Here is a 20,696-nt window from a genome sequence, read left to right as displayed (position 1 = left end):
AACGCCTGGCTGCCAACGCACTGCTAGACTCGAACTTAACATGATGAGACATCTATATGGCGCCACTACGTATTGGCTATCTACTTTCGGCCCTGCTACTGACTGCAATGTCCGTACCGTCAGCCTACGCCGATTCTCTCGCGGCCGCCCTCATCAAAGCGGCGCCGAAAGCTAACGCCAACGTCATCAACCTCGCCGTTCGCGCCTCTCAATGCAGCATCGCTCAAGGCAAAGCGCCTGCCCAAAGGCTTGCGGTCATCGACTATTCCCTGCCTTCGACCGAACAGCGGCTCTGGGTGTTCGATTTAAAGAAGCGCAAGTTGCTGTTTCATGAACTGGTCGCCCATGGACGAAACAGCGGCGAGAACATGGCAGTCAACTTTTCCAATCAAAACGAAAGCTTCGCTACCAGTCTCGGCTTGTACCGTACGCAGTCAAGTTATGTCGGGCAGAATGGCTACTCGCTGCGCATGGAAGGCCTGGAGCCGGGTTTCAATGACAACGCGTTTGACCGCGCCATCGTGATTCATGGCGCGCCTTATGTGAGTCCGGTCCTGGCCCGTGCAAATGGGCGGATTGGCAGGAGCCTCGGTTGCCCGGCGGTCAGACCGGCGGTTGCTCGCCGCCTGATTGATTCGATGAAGGGTGGGCAGCTGTTGTTTTCTTACTATCCGGATCAGCGTTGGTTGAAGTCATCTTCGTATATCAATTGTGGCAGCGGCACCGTGGCTGATACATCCGGGCCCAAAAAACACCTTTAAGAAAAGGCGCCCGTTCAGTGGCGCCTCCCTCCTGCTTCAACGCGCCTACACCGGCGAAACTGTCAAAATTGTAATCCTGGCCTCAGCCTTCTGAAAGGTGCCGCTCGTTAGCCTCGACGTCAAGCTAGCTCCAGGCTGACGGACGGGGAACACAACGGCATGCATTCCAACACTACAAGACGCACCTTCGTGAAAGGGCTCGCTGCGGGCGGGCTGCTTGGCGGTCTCGGCTTATGGCGCACGCCGGTCTGGGCAATTACCAGCCCTGGCGAACCCCAGGTGTTGACGGGCACCGACTTCGATCTGTCGATTGGCGAAACCCCAGTCAACATCACCGGCACCCCGCGCAGCGCCATGGTCATCAACGGCGGCATTCCCGGCCCGCTGCTGCGCTGGCGCGAAGGCGACACTGTGACGTTGCGGGTGCGGAACAAGCTAAAGGTCGACACGTCCATTCACTGGCACGGCATCTTGCTGCCGGCCAACATGGACGGCGTACCAGGCCTGAGTTTTCACGGCATCGAACCGGGCGGCCTGTACGTCTACCAATTCACAGTCCGTCAGAACGGCACTTACTGGTATCACAGCCATTCGGGCTTTCAGGAACAGTCCGGCGTTTACGGCCCGTTGGTCATCGATGCCAAGGAGCCAGAGCCGTTCCAGTACGACCGCGATTACGTGGTGATGTTGACCGACTGGACCGACGAAGACGCCGTCGGCCTGATGAAGACGCTGAAAAAGCAGGCGGATTACTACAACTACAACAAGCGCACCGTGGGTGATTTCATCCACGACGTCAGCGAAAAAGGTTGGGGGGCCACGGTCGCGGACCGAACGATGTGGGCCGAGATGAAGATGAACCCCACGGACATCGCCGACGTCAGCGGCGCCACTTACACCTACTTGATGAACGGCCAGGCACCCGACATGAACTGGACCGGTGTATTCCGCCCCGGCGAGAAGTTGCGGCTGCGGTTTATCAATGGCTCCGCCATGAGCTACTTCGACGTGCGCATTCCCGGGCTGAAAATGACGGTGGTCGCAGCCGACGGCCTGCACATCAAACCGGTGAGCGTCGACGAGTTTCGCATCGCGGTTGCAGAGACGTTTGACGTGATTGTCGAGCCGACCGAAGCGGCTTACACCCTGTTCGCGCAATCGATGGATCGCACGGGGTTTGCACGGGGCACGCTGGCAACGAAGCCTGGTTTGTCGGCGCCGACCCCCGCGCTGGACCCTCGTCCGTTGGTGACCATGGATGACATGGGCATGGGCGGGATGGATCACGGCAGCATGGGCGATATGGCGGGCATGGATCACAGCAACATGGCCGGCATGCAATCTCATCCGGACACCGAAAAAGACAACCCGTTGGTGGACATGCAAGCCATGACCACCTCGCCCAAGCTCGACGATCCCGGACTGGGCCTGCGTAACAACGGGCGCCGAGTCCTGACCTACTCCGACCTGCGCAGCACCTTCGAAGACCCGGACGGCCGCGAACCCGGCCGCACCATTGAGCTGCATCTCACCGGCCACATGGAGAAATTCGCCTGGTCGTTCAACGGCGTGAAATTCTCCGACGCCGAGCCGCTGCGCCTCAAGTACGGCGAGCGGGTCCGCGTGGTGTTGGTCAACGACACGATGATGACCCACCCCATTCACCTGCACGGCATGTGGAGCGATCTCGAAGACGAGAATGGCGAGTTCATGGTGCGCAAACACACTATCGACATGCCGCCCGGCTCCCGGCGCAGCTATCGGGTCACCGCCGATGCGCTGGGCCGCTGGGCCTATCACTGCCATCTCCTGTACCACATGGAAATGGGCATGTTCCGTGAAGTTCGCGTGGAAGAATGAGGCGCATCCCATGACCAGATTGACTCCCCTCTCTTTAGCACTCGTGACCGCGGGCCTGACACTTTCTTCGGCAATGGCCGCCACCGACGACATGCAGGGCATGGACCATAGCCAGATGCCTGGCATGGACCACAGCCAAATGCAAAGCATGGATGACGGCCAGATGCAGCCCGCCGCGCCGACCGAAAGCCGCACGCCGATCCCGACGCTGACCGATGCCGACCGCGCCGCCGTGTACGCCAGCCCGACCGGGCACGGCGTGCATGACACCGCACTCAACTATTACTTCCTCGCCGACAAACTCGAATGGCAGGACGCGGACAACGGCAGCGCCCTGGCCTGGGATTTATCAGGCTGGGTCGGCGGCGACATCGACCGTCTGTGGCTGCGCTCCGAGGGCGAACGCATCAACGGCAAGACCGAAGACGCCGAAATCCAGGCACTGTGGGGCCACGCGATCTCCCCGTGGTGGGACGTGGTGAGCGGCGTGCGCCAGGATTTCAAACCCGGCGCACCACAAACCTGGGCCGCCTTCGGTGTGCAAGGCATGGCGCTGTACAACCTTGAGACCGAAGCCACAGCCTTCATCGGCGAAGGTGGCCAAACCGCCGCACGACTGGAAGGCGACTACGACATCCTGCTGACCAATCGGCTGATTTTGCAGCCGACAGCCGAACTCAACTTCTACGGCAAAAACGACCCGCAACGGGGTATCGGTTCCGGATTATCCAACACCGAGGCTGGCCTGCGGCTGCGCTACGAAATCCGCCGGGAATTCGCGCCCTACATCGGCGTAACCTGGAACCGCACTTACGGCAAAACCGCCGACTACGCCAACGATGAAGGCGAGGATCGCAGCGAAGCGCGCCTGGTCCTCGGCGTTCGGCTGTGGTTCTGAACGCTTCAACAAAAACCAAAAACCAACCGTTTAAAACGGTAAGAGGCCTCGCATGCGCATGATCAAAACCACCCTTGTTGCCCTGGGGCTGCTGATGAGCGCACTCGCTCAAGCCCATCCGAAACTACTGTCCTCCTCCCCCGCTGAAGGTGCAGACGGCGCAGCACCCGCCAAAATCGAACTGCACTTTTCCGAAAATCTCATGACCCAGTTTTCTGGCGCGAAACTGGTCATGACCGAAATGCCCGGCATGGCCCACGCCCCCATGCCGATGAAGGCCAAAGTCTCCGGCGGCAGCGACCCGAAAACCATGGTCATCACCCCGCTTTCGCCACTGCCCATCGGCACCTACAAAGTCGAATGGCGCGCGGTCTCTTCGGACACACACCCGATCACCGGCAACGTTACGTTCAAAGTGAAGTGATTAATGAGCGACTCGATCGGCATTGCGCTGCGGTTTGGCTTGTATGTGGATTTGATGCTGCTGGTGGGATTGCCGCTGTTTGGGTTTTACAGCCTTAGAGGGCGGGAACGCGTGTCGGGCGCTGTGTTGCCATTTCGGTTGATGCTGGCGGGGACGGCGGCGCTTGGGTTGCTGTTGTCTATCGCGAGCATGGTGGTGATGGCGAGCGGCATGAGCGGTGAAACGGACTTTGCCGAGTTGCGTCCACACATCGAGATGATGGTGTTGGAAACGGACATGGGCCTGGCCTGGGTCGTGCGTCTTGTCGCACTGGTTGTTGGAGGATTGGCGGTGACGCTAAACCATCGTGCCCCCGGCTTTAGCTTGCTGGTTGCGGCGATTGCTGGCGGTATCGCTCTCGCCTCTCTCGCCTGGAACGGACATGGGGCGATGGATGAAGGCATCCGCCGTGTCTGGCATTTCACTACCGACATCCTGCACTTGCTGGCTGCTGGCGTGTGGTTGGGAGCGCTGGTGGCGCTAGCGTTGATGGCGAAAAATGTTCTGCAGACCGAAGAGCGCATCCGGCTGCTGGCCCGCGCAGTGAAACGGTTTGAATCGGTGGGCGCGTTGATTGTGGTCGTCATCACCGTCACGGGTGTTGTGAACTATCTCTTCATCGTTGGGCTTAAGCTTGATGAAGTATTTCTAAGCACTTACGGGATTTTGCTGTTTATCAAAGTCGCCTTGTTTACGGGGATGCTGGTGCTCGCCGCGTTGAACCGGTTTCACCTTGGACCGGCTCTGCAACTGGCGTTGCGCAAGGGGCAATTTCGGGTGGCGGCGAATGCATTGCAGCGCAGTGTGGTAGTGGAGTTGATGGCGGCGGTGTTGATTGTGGGTTTGGTTGCCTGGTTGGGGACGTTGAGTCCAGAGATGGAAGTCAGCGCGGAGTAACGTAAAGGTGCACTAGTTGATATGGATCAATGATGGCCTCTTGCTCGGGACTAAGCTCAAGAAAATCCCTCGGATCAGGTACACACAATGCTCTGGCTCCGCACTCACCTACCGCTGCTGATCCGCCAAGTGCTCGCACTGTGGCTGCTGGCCTTTGCAGTAGCGGCGAGCCAGGGATGCCTGAGCCTGCCGCCTCATGACCTGACCGCCACCCATGAAATTACCCACAGCGCCGACCCTGTCGACAGTCATGAGCTGCATGCCAGCGGCTGCCTGCAGTACTGCGAACACAGCTCCACAGCGCTGAGCCCCACTCTGACCCTGCCCACCTTCGAACACACCCTTTGGGCCGTCCTGTTTCTGCTGCCTGCACTGATTCTGAGTGCCCGCTCCCAGACTCGGTTCGCGTTTCTCACCCTACACCGCCCGGCGCCACCCCGGCCGCCAGCGCGTCTGCGATTCGTTCGCTTCAACGATTAAAACCACTCTTCGAGCGTCCGGAGTTCCGGCCGCCCCCCCTTTGGCTTCGCCTCTTTAGCGCGGCTCAATAGTTCCTGTACGTCCCTGACTCACTGGAGATTGCCATGCATACGCACTTCAAAGCACTCGTCGCCGCACTGCTCATCAGTAGCCCATTGGTTGCTATGGCCGTCGAGGAACATCACCCCGACACAGCGCCAGCCACACCGGCCACCGCCACCGCCACCGCCGCCACGCAAGACAAGGCCATGAGCGAACAGATGGAAAAAATGCAGGCGGCCCACGAAAAAATGATCGCCGCCAAAACCCCGGCCGAGCGCCAGGCCGCCATGCAAGAAGGCATGGCCACGATGAAGGCCAGCATGGGCATGATGCACAACCATTGCCAAGGCATGGGCATGGGCAAAGGCATGTCCGCCGGTAAGGACCACTCAGAACAGATGATGGGCATGATGATGAAAATGATGGATCAGCAGTCGAGCATGATGAAGATGCCGATGGCGCAGTAACCGCCTGAAAGAAGCGCTTGACCTTGCCATCGTGGCAAGGTCAACCATCGATGCACGTCATCACACCACCTGCCACTCACCGTAAAAGAGGTTTACGTAATGAACAGTACTGAACTGCAAGTTGAAGGCATGAGCTGCGGCAGCTGCGTCAAACACGTCAACGCTGCGTTGCTGCCGCTGGCCGGGGTTGGTGAAGTGACTGTCGATCTGACGTCCGGCCGGGTCAAAGTGACCGGGGACACCGACAGCAATGCCCTGTTATCGGCATTGAATGAAGCTGGGTATCCGGCAAGCGTGTTGACGGGGGAAAGCCCCGAAAACATCAAGAAAAAGTCAGGGTGCGGCGGTTCAAGTTGCTGCTGTCACTGAGTCCGAACGGTCAGGATGACATCGAGGCCAGACCGCATTTTGCAAACACAAAAAAGGGCGCTCCCACAATGAGCGCCCTTTTTCGTCGTGGATAGCCGCCGAGAAACTGTTTCACTACACTCCATTTTCTTCAAACCCACCCTCATAAAAGTCCGCCAAAAATGAAAACCATAAAACGCACTATGATGCTCGGTGGCCTGCTCGCGCTCTCCTTCGGCGCTCAGGCACAGGACGGCCCTTCGCATCTGGACAGCATCATCCAGCAAGGCCAACTGCGCGTGTGTACGACGGGCGACTATAAACCCTATACCTCCAAAGCCGAGAACGGCGAATACTCGGGGATCGACATCGCCATGGCCCGCTCACTGGCCGACAGCCTGGGCGTCAAGGTTGAGTGGGTGCAGACCACGTGGAAAACGCTGATGCCCGACATGCTGGCCGGCAAATGCGACATCGGCGTCGGCGGCATCTCGGTCACCCTGGACCGCCAGAAAAAAGCCTTCTTCAGCACAACACTGGATGTCGACGGCAAAATCCCATTAGTGCGCTGCGAAGATCAGGCGCTGTACCAGACCGTCGAACAAATCAACCAGCCTTCTGTTCGTTTGGTTGAACCGGCCGGCGGCACCAACGAAGCGTTTGTTCACGCGTTTCTGCCCAAGGCGCAACTGAGACTTCACGACAACGTGACCATCTTTCAGGAACTGTTGGATCAGAAGGCCGATGTGATGATTACCGATGCGTCGGAAGCGCTGTATCAGCAGAAACTTAAACCCGGGTTGTGTGCAGTGAATCCGAGCCAGTTTATGCAGTACGGTGAAAAGGCCTACTTGTTGCCCCGCGATGACATGACCTGGAAGTTATATGTCGATCAATGGCTGCACTTGGCCAAAGTGACCGGCACCTATCAGAAAGTCCTGAGCCAATGGATCGCAACGCCCGCCTCCAAATAGCCGCCACACCACGCCCCCTGTAACAGCTGGCGAAGCCTGCGTTCGGCTGCGAAGCAGTCGCAAAGTCAGCCCCCATGGTGCATCAGATAACAACGCGCCCCGGCGGAAACATCTTCCGCCGTTGCATCATGCCTTAGTCCTCATCCTAAGACGCCAATTCGTCAGACATTATGAAACCCGACCGTGCGACAGCATTAGTTCAGCTATGGCGGTTTTTGGATGTAAAAAAGGGCGCTCTCTTATACCGCAACGCCCCCACGTCAGACTCGCCTCAACCTCAAAAGCCCATTCCTGATAAACTCCCCCACCACCCAGCCCCACCGATTCCAGATCCCCAATGCCCTCAATCACCGCCACACCCGCCCCGCTCTCCCGCCGCTTCTCCGTCGCCCCGATGATGGATTGGACCGACCTACTGTAAAAGCCAATGAAATATAGGGCTTTAACGAGATTCACTTACTCCAGTACCAGTTCCGTACCATCTTCTATGCTAATACGTTGTTTTCTGTGTAGCTCATCAGCTTCAGAAGGTAAAATTCTCTCCATTTTTCCGAGCAGAAATGGCACCATGCCACCACGCTAGGGAAGAATGTAACCACTATAATGAGCAACATAACGCAACTGACTAATGCAATTTTTGCGGTCGAAACCAACAATGACGCACGACTTGCTGGCATCATTATCGAACGTTATCTGTTGCAAAAACTTACGACCAAGCTCGCCCAATACAAATATTCGGATATTCAAACAGGTTGGATCATTCGAAAACTAGACTCCTGCTACTCTATCGAACTGGGTGGAGAGGAAGAGCACTGGTATAGGTTGATTACTCCAGGCACTACGCTTTCGACGGTTGACCATTCAGTTGTCAACACCTTCTCTCAAGTGGGAAGACGTTTCTTTTCTGTTGAATATTCGTCAGATTTGATCGATATACCGAATAAAAAAATTGGACTGACTGTAAGTGAAATAAAACTTAACGACGAGATTGATCGATCGCAATCTGCCGTCCCAAACTTGCAACAACAGCTTGACAACTATCTGATAAAAAAGAACCTCAACAAAGTGAGCGGATTGCTCTCAAAATGGTTTCACCGCCTTGATCAAAGTGAACTCGAGTCAATCTTTATACAGCGCTGCATCATGAACTCCATGAGTAACTGCGTTGATATCGACGCTATCACTTTAAGCGAAACCAAAACCCTCACCTTCCTTGAAGTCAAGCGAAAATACCCCACGCTAGGGGTTAGAAAATTCACAACAAGCTTTTCGCCAAGCTTTTCAAATATTTCGAAGATCATCACCAATACGACACCAAAAATAAATTTTTACAACAACAAGGTTCTTACCGGCAGTATAGCTAGCAGAGATAGAACTCACGCATTGGCAGACGAGCTTGACAAGCTGCTTCCTCGAAGCGATGTACTAGGGTATGAAAAGACACCGAATTCATTCTATTGCGGCCTAGACTGGAGCCATTACCAGATCCTTAATATGTGCGACATTGCTGGGGTAACTTACAAATATTTAGTTTGGAACCTCGACCCATACGGTATTGTTACATCAAGTAAAAAGTCCTCAAACTATGAGGATGAAATTTTGAGTTACTTACTGACACCTGCCGCAAAAAACCAAAGGCAAAACTCTTTCTTATATGCAACCTTAAACTGTTCCAGCGCAATCGGCTTAACCTTCACTGAAGGCTCTGATTCAGGTGCACTGACTAAAGATGTAAGACTACAAACAGTTTTCTCTCTAAATCATAGAAAGGTTAATAGAAATAAGCTCTATTGGTAGTCTGACCAGCATGAGAGCTTTACATGATGGATTGGACTGATTACTGATTACCGCCTTTATCTATATAGCCTGTAGCCGATAACGATCTGCCCCGTACCAGTTTTGTACCAGCGCTATCCACTCGTCTCTCTAAATTGTTGTCCGTACAAATTAATTTTTCGCGTCCCTTTAGTGCATACATACGTGTTTGCCATTTGATACCAGCGGTCCAAACATGCGCTGACCATACGTAATCTGACAACAGTCCTTCCCGCCCTGTAGCAAATTTTAAGCGACTTCTCTGTGGTGCCTGTTACGGGCACTGTCGCTGCTATGCTTGGGTTGTCTCGAAAGGAGTCGATTCATGCCAGGTGATTATTCGTTGTCGGATGTGTTGGAGAGGATTTACCACACCCAGTTAGCTCTGGAGGCGGCCGTGATGGAGCTGACGCTTCAGGTGGAACAGCAGGGTTTAGCTGAGACGGGAGAAAATGTCCGGGGGGCGCTGCAGTCGATTGGTGAAAAACGCTGGCCATATCAAACAGGGTCTGGCTCGGCTTAAGGGTCTGGATCTCGGCTAAGCGCCAAACTCGAGGCGACTTCAGTGTCGCCCGCGGTAAGCCTAAAGATTGCCAATATAAATATGCTCAGCCGGCCATCATCGGCCAAAAGGAGCCAGTCGGAACCGTCTGGGGAATCAGAGGTAAATCACAGATCATGGTGGCACTGTGGCATAAAGGGATTGAGGAGCATCTCGCTCTCTGCAAGACTCGCCCAAATTCAGCAAACGAATTGCGGTGTTCATTCTGGACTAGGTAAGGACCCTGATCAGGCGACAGCGCGATGCATGTCTTGGCCTAATGTCCACCTAGGCTGTAATCAGAACATTGAATGGAAAGGAACTGCAATGCCTCAAAAAATTTACTTTGACGAATCCGGTTTCACAGGCAACAACCTATTGCACCCTCGTCAAAACTATTTTGCCTACGCCTCCATTGCGTCCGATGATGATGAAGCCAAGGTTCTCGTTGAGCGATTGATCAAGAAGTACAACATTCAAAATGGTGAGCTTAAAGGCTCCAACTTAGTGAAGTTCGCCAAAGGCCGGAAAGCGATTTCCGAAATATTGGCGGCCTTCGATGGGCGCATAAAAATCTCGATCTCGGACAAAAAATTCGCGCTCGCAGGGAAAATTCATGAGTATATATTCGAGCCCTGCTACTCCGATGTGAGCTCACTTTTCTACGGAATTGGCTTTCACCGATTCATCGCAAACATCCTGTACATGGAGTTCGTGGCCCGGGGCGCAGGTGCGGAAGAACTATTCGCTGAGTTTGAGAGTCTGATGCGCGAGTTGGATGGGAAAGATCTGCAGACAATCTTCTCCTCATCCGATGCCTCTCATTCCGAAACCCTCAGGATGATCAGAGAATTCGCCCAGAAGCGTCACACCGATATTCAAAAGGAGCTGGACTCTCTTGCTGACGGAGAGACCGGCAAGTGGGTATTGGATCTCACCGACAGCGCGCTTTTCACCCTCCTGGCAAACTGGGGCACTCAGTATGAGCAGCTTACCGCGATCTGTGATCACTCCAAGCCGCTCCTAGCCAATCAGGAGATGTATAGCGGCATGATTGGTAATACTAAAAAGATTTTTTCAGGGCTTGTGGACGGGCAAGAACATCCCGTGACTTTCAACCTTTCGGGGCCGATAGAGTTTGCAGACTCCCGCACGACGCACGGTATTCAGCTCGCGGACACGATTGCAGCTGCTGCAGTCTACGTATTCTCTGGAAAGGTAGATGAGTCGACCGAGCATTGGCGCTACATCATCGCACGTCAGGCCCACTACGGCAGCGTCATTCCAGACATGGACGAAGTGAAGTTGGAGAACTCCCGTTCGAAACTCAATGCCTTAGTACTACATCAATTGCATGATCGAGCTACGCGGGGGGTTGATCTCATTGAAGGAGCGAGGGAGATGATTATAGGCCTAGCGCGAAGTCTCAGCTCGCCTAGATACCAAATGAATCGCCCCTGATTCTGTTGGCGTCACAAGCGCCCAACCTTTATCGAATGTACTAAGGATGTAGAAATGGATCTCGACGAAATCGCGGTAAATTATTATCATGACTCTTTGGAACTAGCGCAGAAAGCATTAATATCTGGATTAACCGTTTCCGGAGTCGCTTATTTCGTAGCCATATCCGGAGAGAGCAAGTCCCCCTACATAATTCCATTTTTTGAAATTGAAATAAACTCATTAAGATTCTTCTCGATATCCTTGTTAATCCTTTACTTTGCCTGTGGAATGCTTTGCTTATATGGAGTGCAGAAATCAATCGATAATTGGAAGCTTGTTTCAAAGGAAGAGCTGTCGCTTAGATTGCTTCATGTACCAAATATACTGTTGGTGGGAACCATTTCTAGAGCCTGTCTTTATGGAGGGCTTTTTATGGTTGGAGCCAGTCTATCGTCACAAATCCTGGAAATTGAAGGGTGGAAAAATTCCTTAGCTGGAAGCTTATTGGCCTCTCCGTATTTCGTGGCGTTCCGATGCTCCTCGGATCTTAAAGACAATGCAAAGAATAAATCACTGGCTACGTAACAGGTTATGCAAGGCATTCTCTAAGTCCATTAGGAAGTGCGCACTCATCCCTCTTACAGCAGGATATAAAACATGTCAGATTCAGCCCGCATTGTTGGAATATCTCAAAACCTATCATACTCAGCATTTGAAATTTTCCCCAGCGTCAACGAAATTCGCCTTGCTAGCGGAACGGCTTTTGCTTATAAACACAATGGAAGATCCTACTTCATAACAAACTGGCACAATGTAACAGGTCGCAACCCCCTCACACATGAATGCCTTTCCGCCCACGCGGCGATACCGGACAACATACAATTTCGTTATCCAGAGCTAAAATCGTCGGGTGAAAATAAACTTTTAGGCTGGCAAGGAAGAAAATTAAAACTTTATGACGACTCTGATAAACCCATTTGGCTTGAGCATCCCAAGCATGGTTCATTAGTTGATGTCGTTGCTATAGAAGTTTATGGCATAGACGAAACAGCAATGCTGTTCACAAATGAGAATGAAGACGTAGCGAAATACCAAAATATAGGCGCCGGCACGGAAGCCATGATACTTGGTTTCCCTCACGGCATTTCAGGCGGCTCAAAATTCCCGGTGTGGAAAAGAGGAAGTATTGCATCCGAACCTGACTTTGACCTTGACAACCTACCAAAGTTTATCTTGGATACGGCAACCCGAAAGGGAATGTCTGGGTCACCGGTTTTCGCCAAACTAACTGGCTTCAATTTGCCTGTCGGCACCCAAGACATGGGAGAAGCTATATTAGGAACGTGCTACGAATTTTTGGGATGTTACTCTGGAAGTATTGGCCGCGAACCATTCGATGCTCAGCTAGGAATTGTCTGGAAAGAACGAGCGATCATAGAAATTATTGAAGGTAGTAAGAGAGGTGAGTCATCACATGTACTCAGCGTCAGAGAACACCCAAAAAGAGGCGATCAACACTTCTTCGATTGGGACGATTGGGGATTTGCCGATTGAGCAAGCTTCCCAAGCTGATAACGAGGGTTCGATTCCCTTCACCCGCTCTACTATATTCAAGGCCTCCAGCCTTAACCGCTTCAACCAAGTGTCTGTTCAGGTGTCTGTTTTTGGTTTTCCCAGATACATGACGAACTGAAACAGCCCGCGCGCAGGCCCTCTGAATCTATTCCGCACTCTCCAGCGTCCTGTCTGCTGGCATCAAATCACTATTTGCAAGCCACCACCCACAGCTGATCAAGCTTGGTCGTATAGCTCTGGCTCATAATATCCCGTCGCATGCCCCTATCCGGATTGGGCGTAGTCCCTCGTCTGCACCCTGCTTTGTAGCAATTTCTAAGCATCCAGCAACTAGAGTCCACAAAGGGCACTACCGGTACTATGCTTTTCCTTTTGCCAAAGGAGTCGATGCTGTGACTGACAAATATTCGTTATCGGATGTGCTGGAAAGGATCTACCAGAATCAGCTCGGCCTGGAAGCCGCCCTGATGGAGATTACGCTTCATGTTGAACAGCAAGGTTTCACCGAAGTCGGAGACAACGTCCGTGGGGCCTTGTGGGCGATTGGCGAAAACGCTGGATACATCAAGCAAGGACTGGCCAAGCTGAAGGGAAAGAGTGGGAGTTAGCCTCGGTTATTGCCGTTCCGAACGAGCACTACTCGGCCGCTTTCGGGATAAACAGCATCTGGTGTCTACAACGTCCAAGGATCACCTCTCATGCCAACCCAGTTAGAGAAACTTGAGGCTCACGCATCCCACTTGCTCGACGCTTTTATTAAACTGCGTCAAAGGTATTCGATCCTCGAACCGTTGCTTTTCGATAAAACTGTAGTGACCACCCTTGGCTCCGGAAAACGAGCTGTGGGATTTAGCATTCTCAAGGACTCGCTATTCCTCTCTTGCGCGCAGGACATAGCAAAACTGACGCTCGATGACGACACGCGAACTCCTAGTTTAAAAAATGTTATTCGAGCACTAGCAGACGACGCGCTTCGACTCACACTGCGTGAGCAGTTTGCTGCCTGGGAAATCCCTCAGGAAGAGGATGAAACTGAGCCGGAGATACTTGAGGCTCTCAGACGCATTGAGCTGCGAGAGGAGGCTCAACGCGGAGCCCAATTCGATGATTTGTATTGCGAGGCCACCGGCCTGTGGTCAGCTTTATCCGACAGTTCAACGATTAAATCCTTTAGAACCATCCGTGACAAGGTAACTGCGCATACCGAAGTGCACTTGGTCGTAGACAAATACCAGCTCGTTGATATCGGCACACTGGGCATTAAATGGGGAGACATGAAAGCAACTCTAGAGCAGATGCAACGGCTTGTGGAGATCATCGGGATGCTAATCCGCAATGCCGGTTTCGCATGGGAATCATTCGATGAGCAACTGAAGCGCGCGAGCATGGGCCTTTGGGGCGTGGATGAAGTGGCTAGCTAACCACCCATTGCAGCGAGTCAATTATGCGGGATGGGGATTCGAACCCCTTCCTGTGTCCTTGTAGTGGTCAACTAATCCCGGACACGACGTTAAGTTTTTCTTCGGCCCGAGCTGGCGCCAGTCCATCGTTGAATTGATGGGGCCGAATCCAGTTGTACCGATGCATCAAGAAATCACTGATATCGCGTTGGGCTTCTTGAGCAGTCCTGTAGCCCGTGGTCGGTATCCATTCTGTTTTCAAGCTGCGGAACACGCGCTCCATCGGCGCGTTGTCCCAGCAATTTCCCCGACGACTCATGCTCTGACGCATTCGATAACGCCACAGTCGCTGGCGAAATAAACGACTCGCATACTGCGACCCTTGATCAGAGTGAAACAGCAGGCCCCGAGGCCTTCCTCGTTGTTCGTAGGCCATATCCAGCGCCTTGATAGCCAGCTCGGCGTCCGGCTTTTCCGACAACGCCCAGCCCACCACCCGGCGCGCGCAAAGATCCATCACGACAGCCAGATAATGCCATTTCCCCTGAGCCCAAATGTAGGTGATGTCGCCGCACCACACTTGGTTGGGTGCCGGGACATCGAACTCCCGATTCAAGATGTTCGGGATATCCAACCGCTCAACCGTCGCCCGTTTATAAGCATGAGACCCTGGCTGTTTGCTCACGAGGTCAAGCTCACGCATCAAGCTGCGTACTTTGAACCGACCGAGTTGCTCACCATCGTCACGCATCAACGAGAGAATGCTACGGCTGCCGGCAGCACTGCGACTTTGCGAAAACAACTCGCTCACCCGGCTGCGTAGCCGAAGCCGTTCGACATCAGGCGTTCGACGCTTGAGGCGGTGGGCGTAGTAACTTGAGCGGTTGATTTCAAACACTTGGCACAGCCAATCAACCGGCTCGTGGACGCTCAGCTGATTGATCAGCGCGTACGCTCGTGATCTTCCGACATCAAGAGCGCGGTAGCCTTTTTTAGTATCGATTTCTCCCGTTCAAGGCGGGCGATCCGGGCTTCCAGCTCCTGGATTTTCTGCTGCTCTGATGTCAGCGCTTTGCTCTGCGGAGTAACGCCTTGGCGTTCCTTCTGAACCTGGTCAACCCAACGGCGCAGGGCCGACTCGCCGACGCCGAGTGAACGGCTGGCTTCGATGTAGCTGTAGTTTTGCTTGAGCACGAGGTCGGCAGCCTCGCGTTTGAACTCAGCGGAAAAGGAACGGCGTTGTTTGGTCATCTGACACCTCGATCTGGCGAGCATTCTCGCCTAAATGGGTGTCCGGTTTCATTAGACCACTACACCTTGTAGACCGCTGAAGGCCAACGGCTGCAACGTTTTTGCTCTTTGGTGTTGGTGTCCTGAGGTCTATAGCGGCCCTGAGTTTGCCCTAATTTTGCCCTAAACCTCACCATCACTGCCGCTTCAGTGATCAGGGCTTTTGAAGGCGTCGACCTCATACCAGGTGTTGACACTTTTCGCCTATTGGTCGCAAAGAAGTTATCGCAATCAGCTAACCCAGAGGAAGGGACAATGGAACTGGACAGCATGATCGAAACGGCGGATTCATAAGAGGCCGGAAGGAAGGTTCACGCCACCCTGAAGGTAATTTGCGAAGCGACGATTACATCCCACAACGCTGCTCGACTGACGAATCTGGCCATGGTTCTAACAGAGTCGGTCACGCACAGACTCGTTTTTTCTTGCTCACTTAGCTGTACATATATACAGTACGAAAACGGCATCAGGACAGGAAAATTCATCACGCTGCGGCAGTATCCGATCGAGCAGCCTTTCGACACTCCCGTTACCTCATGCCGGGTTTACCATGGAATATGGATCCAAATGCCGGATAAGACTTTACTCTGCTAGGCGTTGGGGATTCGCCCTCCTTTGTCCTTTATGGATCCGGGCAATCCCGTGCAAAACCTTCCGTCTGAGTCTATAGTCGCCGGTGAATGTATCCGTTTCTCCTATTCGGCCCCTGTAGCGGTTAATAGTTGAAAGCTACGGGAGCATATTCTTTCTTAGGAAGCGTTTGATTTTTCATGAAAATTGCCTCGACTGACCGAGTTGTCTACGGGAAAAACCCTCTAGCAGAAGTTGTATGCCAGATTCGGTTTCAGCCCTTAGAAATCTCCGATGCCTCGTTTGAGAAGCTCCAGCACTGCTTCAGCGAGAGCGGTTACACCCAACGGAACGACGAAGTCTCATTCAACGTCGTTCTGGAAGCAGCTGAGGACGGTTCTCCACCGATTCCGCGGACAAGTATTGGCTCTACGATTCGTCACTATGCCAAAACTGACGGGACATCGAAGGTTTCCATTGGTCCAGAATTCATTGCATACACCTCGACGATCTATCAAAGCTGGGACATATATGCTCCTGATTTGTTGAGGGCTGTTGCCTCGTTGAATCAAGAAGCTGAGACGCTGCGTGTGACACGCATCGGTCTGCGGTACAAAGATGTCATTGAGCGCTCAGTGTTGGGCTTGGATGGAACGCCTTGGCATGAGCTAATTAAGCCATTTTTGCTCGGACCCCTTGCCCGCAATGCTTTGTTGGACGAAGATCACTTTGATGAGGATTCGATTGAAAGTCAGGTATCCCAATCGCTCATTCGCCTCGATGAGTGCAAGCTGCTTCTGCAGACTTCACTGCTAACCTCGATGGCTGATGGCGCCAAGGCATTCTTGATCGACGCTGATTTCTTTCTCGAGATTGATGGAACAGATGAGTCCCGCAACGTTACGGAATCTTCTGAGGAGTTAGAAACCCTGCTGGAGACTCTGCACAGCAATGCAGGGGCCTTGTTCCGGCGCGCAATTACGGAGAAGCTGCATGATGCACTCATCCCTCAGTAATACCTGGTTTCCGGAGATTGCTAGCCGGGAAACCCAGCAGCGCTATCGGACCAAAGTGGATCTCGGCCACGCTTTCGGCATGCCGGAACTGAGCCAAACACTACGACAGTTTCGAGAGGTTGCCTTCATGGTAGGTAGCTTCTATTCGGGAGCTGACAAGACCCTTAAGGATTACGTCAGGTCCACTCAGGAAGTGACTACCTACAGTAAGCTGCGGGCTCTGGTTTCCTCCGAGAACCGTCTAGCGGACATAGACAGTTTAACTGTGACCGCCGAAGCTGCGCTTGAGGCAGTTGCTGAATTCGGCCCGGAAATCATTCCTACAAACGATCTAATCGGACTACAGATCCACGGGGAGCATCTGGCAACTCTCCTGCGTGCTACTTATGTATGGCGTAACGAAATTCCTGGCTGGAATCAGGCTCTTGACGTCGCACGTCAGGCTTTGGTGGATCAGGGCGTTGATCCGGATGATGCACTCTATGGAATGGTTAAGAGCCTCTAAATGGTATTCGGCAGCGTAAATAATGTTGTCTTACCCGAGCACGGAATCGCGCTTGCCCTTTTTCATAGTGATCTGGGTGGGGGGCATCTTGGAATTTTGTTCAACGAAAAAGGTAACAAGCTTAGGCTGATGGAGCTTGGGTGGCATCACAAGCTGTTCGTATCGGACCTTCCACGTCCTAAGTGTGGGATTGCTATTCCTTTGGCCCTACCACCGTCTGCAAGTAAGGGAGTAGTGGCAGTGGTCCGGGCGATATCTCGGAAACTGCCAAAAATTTCCTATGGAATTGATTTCATTGCTTCGAAAGGTTCGTTCAACGGCTCTGTGTACTCGCCCCCAAAGGGAAGCACCGGCCTGACTTGCGCATCATTCGTGCTGGAAGTTATGAGATCGGCAGCAGTCTTGCTCATTCATGAAGAATCCTGGGAACCTTCCCCCTCCAACGCTGAGTGGGTGGCGGAGGTAATTAAACTCCTTAGGGAGCATGGTGCAGAAGAGAAGCATATTGAAGCCGTTGAGAAAGGCATGAGTGACTTACGGCTGATACCGTTTGAGTTAGCTGCCGCTGCCACTCTGCCAGTCGACCAGCGACCAGCTTCCTACACCGCAGTGCAGCAAATCGCTGGCGAACTAAGAACACATCTCAATAGAATTTGTCCTTTGCCGCCACAACCAATTATGCAGGGCATATTGCAGGCTGGGTGAAGAGCGTCGACTATCGATCGGCCAATGAGCACGATCGTAAAGCCTACATTACCGTAGGACGGAGACTTGGGGTATATCGACCCAAGCCCGCATAGGAACACGGTTTACCCCTAGATACTCCCGCCTAATGAGCTAATTGCAAGATACCGTCCATAATTGATCAAGCTTGGTTGTATAGCTCTGACTCATCATTTCCCGTCGCATACCCCAATCAGGATTGGTCGGCACGATAGCGGTTCGTAGTGTGCCCCGCCCCCACCGTCCATTGATCTGATCAAGCACTGCCATAACTCTTGTCGCTTCTATTGGCTGGGAAGTGGCGAACAGATCGTCGGTATACTCGCCTGGCTGACACAGATTCAGCAGCATGACCTCTGCTTTGCTGTAACTGAAACCGGGACGGAACACGCGATCAACCGCATCGACGGCAGCCGCAGTCAGCAGCCGAACGTCATCCGTCGGGTAGGGCAGATCTACCATTACACCATTTGCGTATTTGGCCTCATCGGGATTGAACATACCGGTGCGGATGCTGACTCGGATCTTCTTACACAGTGATTTCTGCGCCCGGAGCTTTTCCGATGCCCGCATCATGTAGGTGGCCACGGCCTCCTTGATCGGCGGCAGTTCCTTCAGCCGTCTGCCGAACATACGACTGCAACAAATCTCCTGCTTTGGCGGGTTCGGTTCGTCCAGCTCCAGGCACGAAGTGCCGGCAAGCTCGCGGGCCGTCTTCTCGATCACCACAGTGAAGTTCTTGCGCAGCGACCAAGCGTCAGCCTGGGCCAGATCCATGGCCGTCTTGATGCCCATGGAATTTAGGTGCATTTTCATGCGCCGACCTACACCCCACACCTCGGCCACATCCGTATTGCGTAGCACCCAGTCACGTTTAACCGGGTCGCAAATATTCACGACTCCGCCAGTCTGCGCCTGCAATCGTTTAGCCATATGGTTGGCGAGCTTGGCCAAGGTCTTGGTAGGAGCGATACCCACGCCGACCGGTATACCTGTGCAACGCAACACTTGGCTGCGAATCTGCCGACCGAGCAGATCCAGACCTTCAATACCGGTGAGATCGGCAAAGGCTTCGTCAATGCTATAGACCTCGACCGCTGGGACCATCGACTCAATGATGGTCATCACCCGCTCACTGATATCGCCATACAGTGCATAGTTAGACGAGAAAGCAACGATGCCGTGCTGCCGGAGTTGTTGCTTGATCTGGAAATACGGCTCCCCCATTTTCACGAACGGCTTGGCGTCGTAGCTCCGTGCGATGACGCAGCCGTCGTTGTTCGAAAGCACCACAATCGGCACCTTGGCCAGATCCGGGCGGAAGACGCGCTCGCAACTGGCGTAGAAACTGTTGCAATCGATCAGGCCGAATACCGGCGTCACTTTAGACATGGCTGCGCACGCTGCCGATGATGACACCCCAGATGGCCAACTCATCACCTTCCAACACGTACCGAGGCGGATACTTGGGATTCTCGGATAAAAGGATAACGTCCTTTCCCCGGATGCACAGGCGTTTGCATAGCGGGTCGTTGTTCAACAGCGCCACGACGATGTGACCATGGGCCGGCTCCAGCGAGCGATCTACCACGGCAAGGTCGCCGTCAAAGATGCCCGCCCCCTGCATACTTTCCCCGGTGATTTTCACCAGATAGACATGCGGGGCGCGGATGTTCAGCACCTCATCTAAAGAGATGTGTGCCTCAATGTGATCTGCCGCCGGCGAAGGAAATCCAGCGGGCACCTGGAACAGACACAGAGGCAGCTTCCGGCCGACCTCGGCAATACGGCCTAGAATTGAGTAGCTCATGACGCACGACTTCCAATACTGTACGAATGTACAGTTAACTTTCAGAAACGCTTGCGGTCAATTTCTGTAGTAAATATCTGATAGGCGGGCGACATATGTGCGGACGACTTTCTCAGTACGACGGTATCCATGACTTTGTGGCAGCGTTAAGCATGCCTAACGCCCTGGTGAACAATACTGGCAATCAACCCTTCAGTCGGTACAACGCTGCCCCGACAACACAACTGGCAATTTTTCATCAGGAAGGTCAGTACCTGCACGCCGACATGGTCCGTTGGGGATGGCGTCCACACTGGGCCAAGGATCGGGCGGCGTCCATCAACGCCCGGGTGGAGAAAGTCGCCCACGGTCCGTTCTTTCGCGCGATCTGGCCGCACCGGGCGATTATCGCGATCAACAATTGGTTTGAATGGGTGGATGAAGGCGGCCCGAAGAAGCAACCCTACCTGATCCGGCATCGGGATGGGTCACCCATTCTTTGCGCTGCCATCGGCCAGTATCCGACTAACGACCGTGAAACCAACGAACACGATGGCTTCGTGATTCTCACCGCCGACAGCGCCGGCGGCATGGTCGACATCCATGACCGGCGCCCAGTGACCCTATCACCTGATCTGGCCCGGGAATGGCTGGATCCTGCCACGCCCAAGGAGCGCGCCGAGCAGATGGTGTTGCTCCGAGGTGATCCGACTGAGGCGTTTGAATGGTTTAAGGTGGATCGGTCAGTGGGCAATGTGCGTAATCAAGGACCCGAGTTGATCAATGCAATTTCCGCAGTTCAAGACGATAATTCTTTCTAGATCGCTCCTCGACTTGCT

22 protein-coding genes and 2 pseudogenes are annotated in these 20,696 nt (G+C 53.5%); 20 read left to right on the top strand and 4 right to left on the bottom strand.

All coding sequences use genetic code 11. The features are described 5' to 3' along the window. The first annotated feature begins 56 nt into the window (after positions 1-56). From ACA053_RS09990 to ACA053_RS09925, 14 genes and pseudogenes are all read left to right on the top strand, one after another. Complete coding sequence (locus tag ACA053_RS09990) at positions 57-761, top strand: murein L,D-transpeptidase catalytic domain family protein (RefSeq protein WP_109629087.1); 705 nt, start codon at positions 57-59, stop codon at positions 759-761. Between the two features lie 159 nt (positions 762-920). Continuing rightward, positions 921-2,621, top strand: coding sequence for a copper resistance system multicopper oxidase (locus ACA053_RS09985; protein WP_497395259.1), 1,701 nt, complete (start codon positions 921-923; stop codon positions 2,619-2,621). Between the two features lie 10 nt (positions 2,622-2,631). Next, positions 2,632-3,519, top strand: a complete 888-nt coding sequence (locus ACA053_RS09980; RefSeq protein ID WP_497395257.1) for a copper resistance protein B — start codon at positions 2,632-2,634, stop codon at positions 3,517-3,519. Positions 3,520-3,571: 52 nt separating this feature from the next. Beyond that, the gene (gene copC / locus ACA053_RS09975; RefSeq protein ID WP_497316901.1) at positions 3,572-3,943 is read left to right on the top strand and encodes a copper homeostasis periplasmic binding protein CopC; all 372 of its coding nucleotides are present in this window, start codon (positions 3,572-3,574) and stop codon (positions 3,941-3,943) included. 3 nt (positions 3,944-3,946) lie between these two features. Beyond that, on the top strand, positions 3,947-4,879 hold the full coding sequence (copD, locus tag ACA053_RS09970) for a copper homeostasis membrane protein CopD (protein ID WP_497395255.1): 933 nt from the start codon (positions 3,947-3,949) through the stop codon (positions 4,877-4,879). 87 nt (positions 4,880-4,966) lie between these two features. Then, positions 4,967-5,359, top strand: a complete 393-nt coding sequence (locus ACA053_RS09965; protein WP_109629079.1) for a hypothetical protein — start codon at positions 4,967-4,969, stop codon at positions 5,357-5,359. Positions 5,360-5,463: 104 nt separating this feature from the next. Next, positions 5,464-5,868 (top strand): hypothetical protein, encoded by a 405-nt coding sequence (locus tag ACA053_RS09960; RefSeq protein WP_497395253.1) that lies wholly within the window; start codon positions 5,464-5,466, stop codon positions 5,866-5,868. A gap of 99 nt (positions 5,869-5,967) precedes the next feature. After that, entirely contained in the window at positions 5,968-6,237 is a 270-nt protein-coding gene (locus ACA053_RS09955) for a heavy-metal-associated domain-containing protein (RefSeq protein WP_497316894.1), read from the top strand. Positions 6,238-6,398: 161 nt separating this feature from the next. Continuing rightward, complete coding sequence (locus tag ACA053_RS09950) at positions 6,399-7,190, top strand: transporter substrate-binding domain-containing protein (protein ID WP_497395251.1); 792 nt, start codon at positions 6,399-6,401, stop codon at positions 7,188-7,190. 603 nt (positions 7,191-7,793) lie between these two features. Continuing rightward, positions 7,794-8,987: a hypothetical protein gene (locus ACA053_RS09945; protein ID WP_497395249.1), complete on the top strand. Its 1,194-nt coding sequence runs from the start codon at positions 7,794-7,796 to the stop codon at positions 8,985-8,987. Between the two features lie 343 nt (positions 8,988-9,330). Further along, a pseudogene (locus tag ACA053_RS09940) lies at positions 9,331-9,547 on the top strand (hypothetical protein). A 326-nt stretch (positions 9,548-9,873) separates the two neighbouring features. Beyond that, positions 9,874-11,007 carry a DUF3800 domain-containing protein gene (locus ACA053_RS09935; protein WP_497395247.1) on the top strand — a complete coding sequence of 378 codons (1,134 nt, stop codon included), beginning with the start codon at positions 9,874-9,876 and terminating at the stop codon, positions 11,005-11,007. Positions 11,008-11,061: 54 nt separating this feature from the next. After that, complete coding sequence (locus tag ACA053_RS09930) at positions 11,062-11,574, top strand: hypothetical protein (RefSeq protein WP_497395245.1); 513 nt, start codon at positions 11,062-11,064, stop codon at positions 11,572-11,574. Positions 11,575-11,646: 72 nt separating this feature from the next. Beyond that, positions 11,647-12,543, top strand: coding sequence for a S1 family serine peptidase (locus tag ACA053_RS09925; protein WP_497395243.1), 897 nt, complete (start codon positions 11,647-11,649; stop codon positions 12,541-12,543). 209 nt (positions 12,544-12,752) lie between these two features. On the opposite strand, the pseudogene ACA053_RS09920 reads toward ACA053_RS09925, so the two are convergent. Continuing rightward, positions 12,753-12,839: pseudogene (locus ACA053_RS09920) on the bottom strand (DUF4113 domain-containing protein); the annotation flags it as partial. A gap of 117 nt (positions 12,840-12,956) precedes the next feature. Here ACA053_RS09920 and ACA053_RS09915 point away from each other — a divergent pair. Together ACA053_RS09915 and ACA053_RS09910 are read left to right on the top strand one after the other, a co-directional pair. Then, positions 12,957-13,172, top strand: coding sequence for a hypothetical protein (locus ACA053_RS09915; RefSeq protein ID WP_497395241.1), 216 nt, complete (start codon positions 12,957-12,959; stop codon positions 13,170-13,172). A gap of 90 nt (positions 13,173-13,262) precedes the next feature. Beyond that, positions 13,263-13,985 (top strand): AbiU2 domain-containing protein, encoded by a 723-nt coding sequence (locus tag ACA053_RS09910; RefSeq protein WP_497395239.1) that lies wholly within the window; start codon positions 13,263-13,265, stop codon positions 13,983-13,985. 67 nt (positions 13,986-14,052) lie between these two features. On the opposite strand, the gene ACA053_RS09905 is transcribed toward ACA053_RS09910, so the two are convergent. Continuing rightward, positions 14,053-15,215 (bottom strand): IS3 family transposase gene (locus tag ACA053_RS09905; protein ID WP_497394283.1). Its coding sequence is split into 2 segments (ribosomal slippage): positions 14,053-14,960 and positions 14,960-15,215, totalling 1,164 coding nucleotides; the frame shifts between segments, so codons are not numbered across the junction. An 809-nt stretch (positions 15,216-16,024) separates the two neighbouring features. Between ACA053_RS09905 and ACA053_RS09900 the strand changes: the two genes are divergently transcribed. The 3 genes from ACA053_RS09900 to ACA053_RS09890 are packed head-to-tail and all read left to right on the top strand — an operon-like array spanning position 16,025 to position 18,050. After that, positions 16,025-16,840: a TIGR04255 family protein gene (locus ACA053_RS09900; RefSeq protein WP_497395237.1), complete on the top strand. Its 816-nt coding sequence runs from the start codon at positions 16,025-16,027 to the stop codon at positions 16,838-16,840. Further along, positions 16,818-17,345, top strand: a complete 528-nt coding sequence (locus ACA053_RS09895; protein ID WP_497395235.1) for a hypothetical protein — start codon at positions 16,818-16,820, stop codon at positions 17,343-17,345. The genes ACA053_RS09900 and ACA053_RS09895 overlap by 23 nt, the downstream gene beginning before the upstream one ends. Beyond that, entirely contained in the window at positions 17,346-18,050 is a 705-nt protein-coding gene (locus ACA053_RS09890; RefSeq protein WP_497395233.1) for a hypothetical protein, read from the top strand. A 132-nt stretch (positions 18,051-18,182) separates the two neighbouring features. Here ACA053_RS09890 and umuC read toward each other — a convergent pair whose 3' ends face one another. Together umuC and ACA053_RS09880 are read right to left on the bottom strand one after the other, a co-directional pair. Further along, entirely contained in the window at positions 18,183-19,460 is a 1,278-nt protein-coding gene (umuC, locus tag ACA053_RS09885) for a translesion error-prone DNA polymerase V subunit UmuC (protein WP_497395231.1), read from the bottom strand. Beyond that, positions 19,453-19,878, bottom strand: a complete 426-nt coding sequence (locus ACA053_RS09880) for a LexA family protein (protein ID WP_034154886.1) — start codon at positions 19,876-19,878, stop codon at positions 19,453-19,455. The genes umuC and ACA053_RS09880 overlap by 8 nt, the downstream gene beginning before the upstream one ends. Before the next feature lie 95 nt (positions 19,879-19,973). Between ACA053_RS09880 and ACA053_RS09875 the strand changes: the two genes are divergently transcribed. Further along, entirely contained in the window at positions 19,974-20,678 is a 705-nt protein-coding gene (locus ACA053_RS09875; RefSeq protein WP_497395229.1) for an SOS response-associated peptidase, read from the top strand. Positions 20,679-20,696 lie beyond the last annotated feature (18 nt).

It is taken from the genome of Pseudomonas sp. LBUM1672, assembly GCF_059695655.1.
The sequence above is the reverse complement of the archived record's forward strand: the minus strand, read 5'-3'. Positions and strand labels throughout refer to the sequence as shown.

Excerpts from the sequence above, each read along its gene's own strand:
- ACA053_RS09910 (WP_497395239.1), top strand. The coding sequence starts at position 13,263 with ATGCCAACCCAGTTAGAGAAACTTGAGGCTCACGCATCCCACTTGCTC.
- ACA053_RS09965 (WP_109629079.1), top strand. The coding sequence starts at position 4,967 with ATGCTCTGGCTCCGCACTCACCTACCGCTGCTGATCCGCCAAGTGCTC.
- umuC (WP_497395231.1), bottom strand. The coding sequence starts at position 19,460 with ATGTCTAAAGTGACGCCGGTATTCGGCCTGATCGATTGCAACAGTTTC.
- ACA053_RS09945 (WP_497395249.1), top strand. The coding sequence starts at position 7,794 with ATGAGCAACATAACGCAACTGACTAATGCAATTTTTGCGGTCGAAACC.
- ACA053_RS09895 (WP_497395235.1), top strand. The coding sequence starts at position 16,818 with ATGATGCACTCATCCCTCAGTAATACCTGGTTTCCGGAGATTGCTAGC.
- ACA053_RS09890 (WP_497395233.1), top strand. The coding sequence starts at position 17,346 with ATGGTATTCGGCAGCGTAAATAATGTTGTCTTACCCGAGCACGGAATC.
- ACA053_RS09950 (WP_497395251.1), top strand. The coding sequence starts at position 6,399 with ATGAAAACCATAAAACGCACTATGATGCTCGGTGGCCTGCTCGCGCTC.
- copD (WP_497395255.1), top strand. The coding sequence starts at position 3,947 with ATGAGCGACTCGATCGGCATTGCGCTGCGGTTTGGCTTGTATGTGGAT.
- ACA053_RS09875 (WP_497395229.1), top strand. The coding sequence starts at position 19,974 with ATGTGCGGACGACTTTCTCAGTACGACGGTATCCATGACTTTGTGGCA.
- ACA053_RS09880 (WP_034154886.1), bottom strand. The coding sequence starts at position 19,878 with ATGAGCTACTCAATTCTAGGCCGTATTGCCGAGGTCGGCCGGAAGCTG.
- copC (WP_497316901.1), top strand. The coding sequence starts at position 3,572 with ATGCGCATGATCAAAACCACCCTTGTTGCCCTGGGGCTGCTGATGAGC.
- ACA053_RS09930 (WP_497395245.1), top strand. The coding sequence starts at position 11,062 with ATGGATCTCGACGAAATCGCGGTAAATTATTATCATGACTCTTTGGAA.
- ACA053_RS09935 (WP_497395247.1), top strand. The coding sequence starts at position 9,874 with ATGCCTCAAAAAATTTACTTTGACGAATCCGGTTTCACAGGCAACAAC.
- ACA053_RS09925 (WP_497395243.1), top strand. The coding sequence starts at position 11,647 with ATGTCAGATTCAGCCCGCATTGTTGGAATATCTCAAAACCTATCATAC.
- ACA053_RS09900 (WP_497395237.1), top strand. The coding sequence starts at position 16,025 with ATGAAAATTGCCTCGACTGACCGAGTTGTCTACGGGAAAAACCCTCTA.
- ACA053_RS09990 (WP_109629087.1), top strand. The coding sequence starts at position 57 with ATGGCGCCACTACGTATTGGCTATCTACTTTCGGCCCTGCTACTGACT.
- ACA053_RS09955 (WP_497316894.1), top strand. The coding sequence starts at position 5,968 with ATGAACAGTACTGAACTGCAAGTTGAAGGCATGAGCTGCGGCAGCTGC.
- ACA053_RS09985 (WP_497395259.1), top strand. The coding sequence starts at position 921 with ATGCATTCCAACACTACAAGACGCACCTTCGTGAAAGGGCTCGCTGCG.
- ACA053_RS09980 (WP_497395257.1), top strand. The coding sequence starts at position 2,632 with ATGACCAGATTGACTCCCCTCTCTTTAGCACTCGTGACCGCGGGCCTG.
- ACA053_RS09960 (WP_497395253.1), top strand. The coding sequence starts at position 5,464 with ATGCATACGCACTTCAAAGCACTCGTCGCCGCACTGCTCATCAGTAGC.